We start from the raw sequence: 6,314 nt of genomic DNA, 5'->3' as shown, positions 1-6,314 counted from the left end.
CGTCCTTGCGCATGGCCGAGACGGTGGCGCGGGCGATGATGCGTCCGCCGATGGCCGCCTGGATGGCGATCTTGAACAACTGGCGCGGTATCAAATCCTTGAGGCGTTCACAAATGGCGCGGCCCCGGCTTTCGGCGTGTTTCTCGAAAACGATGAATGACAGCGCGTCCACAGGCTCCGAATTGACCAGAATGGAGACCTTGACCAGATCGGAGACAACGTATCCGTCCATCTCGTAATCGAAGCTGGCGTAGCCCCGCGAGATCGACTTCAGGCGATCATAGAAGTCGATCACCACTTCGTTCAGGGGCAGCCGATAGACCAGCATCGCCCGTCCGCCGACGTAGGTCAGATTCACCTGCTCGCCACGGCGTTCGGTGCATAGATTAAGCACGCCGCCCAGATACTCGTCAGGCGCCATGATGGTGGCCTTGATCCAGGGTTCCTCCATAAAGTCGATCTTTACCGGATCGGGCATGTCGGAAGGATTGTGCATCTCCAGCACCGCGCCGTCGGTCAGGTGAACGCGGTAGACGACGCTGGGCGAGGTAGAGATGAGGTCCAGGCCGAATTCCCGCTCCAGACGCTCCTGGATGATCTCAAGATGCAACAGCCCGAGGAAGCCGCAGCGGTATCCCAGGCCGAGGGCGGCTGAGGTCTCGGCCTCGAAATGGAAGCTGGCGTCGTTCAGGTGCAGTTTGTCGAGCGAGTCGCGCAAGTCCCCGTAATCTCCGTTATCGACGGGGAACAGGCCGCAAAACACCACAGGCACCGAAGGTCTGAAACCGGGCAGGGGTTCGAGCGCCGGGCGTTTGTCTTCGGTCACGGTGTCGCCGATGCCGGTGTCGGCCACGGTCTTGATCGCCGCCGTGAAATAGCCGACCTCGCCGGGGGTGAGTTGATCGACCTTGACCGGCTTGGGGGTGAAGTAGCCGACTTGCTCTATCTGATAGGAGGCGCCGCCGGCCATCATGCGGATTTTCATGCCTTTTTTCAGGATGCCGTCACGCACCCGCACCAAAATCATGACGCCGAGATACGGATCGTACCAACTGTCCACCAGCAACGCCTTAAGCGGCGCTTTTTCATCGCCGACGGGCGGCGGCAGACGCTTGATCAGGGCTTCGAGGACGGCGGGAACGCCGACGCCGGTCTTGGCCGAGATGTTGATGGCATCGGAAACGTCAAGTCCGATCACTTCTTGTATCTGCGCCTTGATGCGTTCCGGCTCGGCGGCGGGCAGGTCGATCTTGTTGAGCACAGGCACGATCTCATGACCGGCTCCAATGGCGAGGTAGGCGTTGGCCAGCGTCTGCGCCTCGACGCCCTGGGTGGCGTCAACGATCAGCAGCGAACCTTCGCAAGCGGCCAGCGAACGGCTGACCTCGTAGGAAAAGTCCACATGGCCCGGCGTGTCCATGAGGTTAAGCTGATAGGTCTCGCCGTCGGCGGCTTTATACATCAGGCGCACGGTCTGGGCCTTGATGGTGATGCCGCGTTCGCGCTCGATGTCCATGGAGTCCAGCACCTGCTCCTTCATCTCGCGGGAGCTGAGGCCCCCGCACAACTGGATCATGCGGTCGGCCAACGTCGACTTGCCGTGGTCGATGTGGGCGATGATGGCGAAGTTGCGTATGTGAGCGAGGTCGGTCATGGGCGGGGGTTCTAGCAGGTAAAATCAGCCCTGTCATGCGCCGTGCGTATCTTAAATCAACGACTCGCTATTAATCTTTACTTGATTTTTGTCGGCTCTTGGGGCGTTTTACGCCCTGGATCGGGGCCGGTCGGCAAATAAATGGATTTTGCCGGGGTGTTTGGTTATGTTCCGGATAATAAACAGTAGGCTGCGGAGTGATTGATGCTGAATCGTTGGAGAGTATTTGTCGGATGTTTGGTCCTGGCGTTGGGCGTTTTTGTTTATCCGGGGCAGGGACAGGCCGATGATTTCAGGGAAGGCGCGGCAAAGTTCATTCAGTCCCTTGCCGATAGGGCGATTTCCACGCTTACTGTTCAGGGCATCACCAAGAGTGAACGGCGGGAGCGGTTCCGCTCTTTCCTTAATGAGGACTTTGCCGTCAATACCATCGGCAAGTGGGTTCTCGGCAAATACTGGAATCAGGCTAATGAAACCCAGCAATCCGAGTATCTGAAATTGTTTGAGAATCTTCTGGTGGTCACCTATGCGGATCGCTTCGCCGATTATAAGGGCGAAAAACTCTCGGTTCTCGATACATTGGTCAAGGACGGCGTGGACGTCGTCGTCTATACCCAGATCGATGGTCCCGATAGCCCCGAGCCGTTAAAGATCGATTGGCGCGTACGGGCCAAGGAGGGCAAGTACAAGATCGTCGACGTCATGGTCACCGGCATCAGCATGGGACAGACCCAGCGTTCCGAATTCGCCTCCGTTATTCATAAGCATGGCGGCGATATCGACAAGTTTATCGCGGAAATGCGGGATCACGAAAACTTCGGTTCAAAAAATACCGAGCAATCCAGGGCGAAATGAGGCGTCTTTGCCTGAAGTAACGCCTCCATCCGTCGAAATGCCGTCGGGCAAGGATGCGGGTTACGAGAATTTTCCTGTGGGTTCGTGGTTGTTGCCGGCAAAGCTGAGGCCGCATATCGCCGTTTTCTATCGCTTTGCCCGCGCCATTGATGACATAGCCGACAGTCCCGACCTTACGCCTGAGGACAAGGTGGAGCGGCTCAAGGGCTTTGAAAAAGCCCTCCTCGGCGGCGAGAGCGAAGACCCGGCCTACCTCACGGCCCACAAGATGCGCCGCAGTCTGGCCGATACCGGCGTTACTCCGCGTCACTGTCAGGATTTGATCGCCGCCTTCATTCAGGACGTCACTAAACTGAGATACAAGGACTGGGACGATCTGATGGGATATTGCCTTCTGTCGGCGGCGCCGGTCGGGCGCTACCTGCTGGATATTCACGGCGGGTCGAGGGACGGCTACGGCCCGTCGGACGCCTTGTGCGCGGCCTTGCAGGTTATCAATCATCTCCAGGACTGCCGGGATGATTACCGGCAGTTGGACAGGGTCTATCTGCCGATGGACTGGATGGCGGCGGAGGGAGCGCTGGTCGAAGACCTTGACGCCGGGGCGTGCAGTCCGTCTTTGCGCGCCGTCATTGACCGAATGATACGGGGCGTGGACGGCCTGATGCCGCAGGCCCGGATGCTGGCCGGAGGATTGCGTTCGCGCCGTCTGGCCATGGAGTCGGCGGCTATCGTCAATATCGCCGAAAGCCTGAGCGACCTGTTGCGCCGCCGCGATCCCTTAGGTCCAAAGAGGATTAAATTGACCAAGGCCGGATATGTCCGGTGTGTCCTGCGCGGCGTTCTTTCGGTGATGTTTTAGTGAGTATCCTTACCGGCTTGGCGCTGATCCCGCTGGTCGTCTGGGCGGCGCTGCTGTCGTTGAGGGGCGGTTTTTGGCGCGCCGACCAGCAGCTGAAAACTCCCGGTTTTCTCGACAGTTCCGCCGACAGGGAAAGGTGGCCTTCGGTGATTGCGGTGATTCCGGCCCGCAATGAGGCTAAAACGGTGGGAAAGGTCGTTTCCTCATTGCTGGTCCAGGATTATCCCGGCGCTTTCGGCGTGGTGCTGGTGGATGACGGCAGCGACGACGGCACCGCCGAAAAGGCCGGCAAAGCCGCCAACGGTTCGGTTCGCTTTTCGGTTATCAAGGGCAAGCCGTTGGCGCCGGGATGGACCGGTAAGCTGTGGGCGATGGCGCAGGGGCTTGAGCAGGCCGCATTGACGGCGCCTGACTGTGTTTATGTGCTGCTGTGCGATGCCGACATCGTGCATGATCCGGCCAATTTAAGGCGATTGGTGGCCAAGGCGGAAGGCGAGGCCCTGGACATGGTCTCGCTGATGGTGATGCTGCGCTGTAAAAACTTTTGGGAGCGCCTGCTGATCCCCGCCTTTGTTTTTTTCTTTCAGAAGCTTTATCCCTTTCCCTGGGTCAACGATCCCCTCGACAGGACCGCCGCCGCCGCCGGCGGCTGCATGTTGGTGCGCCGCTCCGCCATTGACAAGGCCGGGGGGCTGGAGGCCATTCGCAGTCGCCTGATCGACGATTGCGCTCTGGCCGCCTTGATCAAAAAGAACGGCCCTATCTGGCTTGGCCTTACCGAGCATGTTCACAGCCTGCGCGCTTACAAGCGGTTGGGAGAAATCCGGAGCATGGTCGCCCGCACCGCTTTCGTGCAGTTGAATTATTCCGTTTGGCGGCTGGTCGGCGCCGTTTTCGCCATGATTTTGACCTATCTGGGGCCGCCTTCGGCGGCGGTTGCCGGAATTTTCATGGGCGACCCGCTGATGTTCCTGGGCGGGGTCATCGCCTGGTTCCTGATGGTTTTTGCTTATGATCCGACACTGGAACTGTACGGCCAACCGGCGTGGCGGGGTATGTTGCTGCCTCTGGCGGCGCTGCTCTACACCTTGATGACGGTAGACTCGGCGATTCAACATTGGCGTGGCCGGGGCGGAATGTGGAAAGGCCGCAGCTACGGGACGCCGACCGACGGGGGTGGATAAACCGGTTTCATCCGTGCGATTCATATCCCTCTTGCGGAACGTCTCATTAATGTGTATAATTATACACACTGCGTACTTAAAGATTCGGGGCGGCTGTGACCAAAAGCATTTCAAGCCGTGATGTCAAGAAGATGCTCAAGGCCGAAGGAGATAATCTCGTGCGTCAATATATCGCATTCATTCACCAATCAGAGGGCGGCGCTTACGGAGCTTCATTCCCCGACTTTCCCGGTTGCATCGCCGTTGAGGCGACGTTTGAGGATGTGGTGGCTTCCGCCGCCAGGGCGTTACGCTTTCACGCTGAGGGCATGACCGAAGACGGCTATGCCGTTCCCCGCGCTCGGACGCTTGATGAACTTGGGGCCGATCCTGAATTCGCCGAGGATATGGAAGGGGCAACTCTTGCGATCATCCCTTTGCATCCGCCGCGTGGTCGCACGGTTCGCCTCAACATCAGCATGGATGAATCCCTGGTTTCCTCCATTGATGAAGCCGCCTCGGTGCGCGGCCTCAGCCGTTCGGCATTTCTGTCTGAAGCCGCGCAGCGCTCTCTCCAGAAATGACCCGATTAGAGCGCTATCCGACCAAATTGAATCATCTGCGTTTCGATCCGGCGAGGCGATCCGTCAGGCGCGACGCGAAGAGCGATGCAAAAGCATCGGTCGAGCGGCGCAACGAAGCGGGCACCCGCCGCATCGAAACCCGAAGGGCCGGGCGCTTTTGGGGCGTGGGTTCGTCGAAAGGCTTGCCCATAGTGTCCGCTACGGGCCGCGCCCTTCTCCTGCCCACGACCCAAAATCGCTCCGGCGCAGGCGGTTCAATTTGGTCGGATAATGCTCTAACGGGGGGTGGATGAACCGGTTTCATCCGTGGTATTCATGTCGGCCATGGAAGAAAAACAGCCGAATGTGACTCCAGCTTCCGCCGCCAAGGACTATGTTGAGTCCGTGGTCAGGCGTTCCGGCACGTCCTTCTTTTGGGCCATGCGCCGGCTGCCCGAGGTCAAGCGTCAAGGCATGTACGCCGTTTACGCTTATTGCCGCGAGGTGGACGATATCGCCGACGACGAAGGCGAGCAGGCCGGCAAGACGGCTCGCCTGGGGCAATGGCGCGGCGAGATCGAACATCTTTACGGCGGCGGCGAGCCGGAATTTCTCGTGGCGCAGGCCCTGGTCAACCCGATTGTCCGTTTCGGCCTGCAAAAGAAAGATTTCCTGGCGCTGATCGACGGTATGGAGACTGACGCCGCCGACAGGCTGCGGATCGCCGCCATGGACGGCTTGTTCCTTTATTGCGACCAGGTGGCCTGCGCCGTCGGCAGGCTTTCCAACCGGATATTCGGCGTTGACGAGGAAAGGGGCGACCGGGTCGCTCACGCTCTCGGTCTGGCGTTGCAACTGACCAATATTCTCAGCGATTTGCGTGAGGACGCCGGGCGCAACCGTCTTTACCTCCCGGCGGACCTTTTGACGGCTCACGGCATAAATGAGGATAATCCGGAGGCGGTTCTCGCCCATCCGGCCATCGCCGGCGTCTGCGCCGAACTGGCGGAAATCGCGACTAACCGTTTCGCCGAGGCCGAATCCGCCCTGGCCTTGTGCGACCGTCGCCAAATGCGCCCCGCCATCATGATGATGCAGGTATATCGCCGCATTCTTGAAAAGCTGAAAAAAAGAGGGTGGGAGCGGATTTCCGGGCCGGTCAGGCTGCCCAGGCTGCAAAAGCTGTGGATCGCTTTTCGCTACGGAATTTTCTAGAA

The 6,314-nt window shown here is 59.2% G+C and carries 6 protein-coding genes; 5 read left to right on the top strand and 1 reads right to left on the bottom strand.

Annotated features, from left to right (window positions below):
• Positions 1-1,654: elongation factor 4 (locus tag A3H92_08810; protein ID OHC76156.1), on the bottom strand; the 1,654-nt coding region annotated here is incomplete at its 3' end.
• Between the two features lie 204 nt (positions 1,655-1,858).
• On the opposite strand from A3H92_08810, the gene A3H92_08805 reads away from it, so the two are divergent.
• The 5 genes from A3H92_08805 to A3H92_08785 all read left to right on the top strand — a co-directional run bounded on the left by A3H92_08805 (position 1,859) and on the right by A3H92_08785 (position 6,312).
• On the top strand, positions 1,859-2,509 hold the full coding sequence (locus A3H92_08805) for a hypothetical protein (GenBank protein ID OHC76155.1): 651 nt from the start codon (positions 1,859-1,861) through the stop codon (positions 2,507-2,509).
• A gap of 37 nt (positions 2,510-2,546) precedes the next feature.
• Positions 2,547-3,371, top strand: a complete 825-nt coding sequence (locus tag A3H92_08800; protein OHC76154.1) for a squalene synthase HpnC — start codon at positions 2,547-2,549, stop codon at positions 3,369-3,371.
• Complete coding sequence (locus A3H92_08795) at positions 3,371-4,555, top strand: glycosyl transferase family 2 (GenBank protein OHC76153.1); 1,185 nt, start codon at positions 3,371-3,373, stop codon at positions 4,553-4,555. The genes A3H92_08800 and A3H92_08795 overlap by 1 nt, the downstream gene beginning before the upstream one ends.
• 131 nt (positions 4,556-4,686) lie before the next feature.
• Entirely contained in the window at positions 4,687-5,118 is a 432-nt protein-coding gene (locus tag A3H92_08790; protein ID OHC76158.1) for a hypothetical protein, read from the top strand.
• 315 nt (positions 5,119-5,433) lie between these two features.
• Positions 5,434-6,312, top strand: a complete 879-nt coding sequence (locus tag A3H92_08785; protein ID OHC76157.1) for a squalene synthase HpnD — start codon at positions 5,434-5,436, stop codon at positions 6,310-6,312.
• Positions 6,313-6,314 lie beyond the last annotated feature (2 nt).

The sequence above is a fragment of the Rhodospirillales bacterium RIFCSPLOWO2_02_FULL_58_16 genome (assembly GCA_001830425.1).
Taxonomy (GTDB): domain Bacteria; phylum Pseudomonadota; class Alphaproteobacteria; order Rhodospirillales; family 2-02-FULL-58-16; genus 2-02-FULL-58-16.
Note: the sequence above shows the minus strand (reverse complement) of the source record. Positions and strands in the feature narration are given on the sequence as shown.

Bases quoted from the DNA above. Each gene is read 5' to 3' on its own strand.
- A3H92_08805 (OHC76155.1), top strand. From the start codon at position 1,859: ATGCTGAATCGTTGGAGAGTATTTGTCGGATGTTTGGTCCTGGCGTTG.
- A3H92_08800 (OHC76154.1), top strand. From the start codon at position 2,547: ATGCCGTCGGGCAAGGATGCGGGTTACGAGAATTTTCCTGTGGGTTCG.
- A3H92_08790 (OHC76158.1), top strand. From the start codon at position 4,687: ATGCTCAAGGCCGAAGGAGATAATCTCGTGCGTCAATATATCGCATTC.
- A3H92_08785 (OHC76157.1), top strand. From the start codon at position 5,434: ATGTCGGCCATGGAAGAAAAACAGCCGAATGTGACTCCAGCTTCCGCC.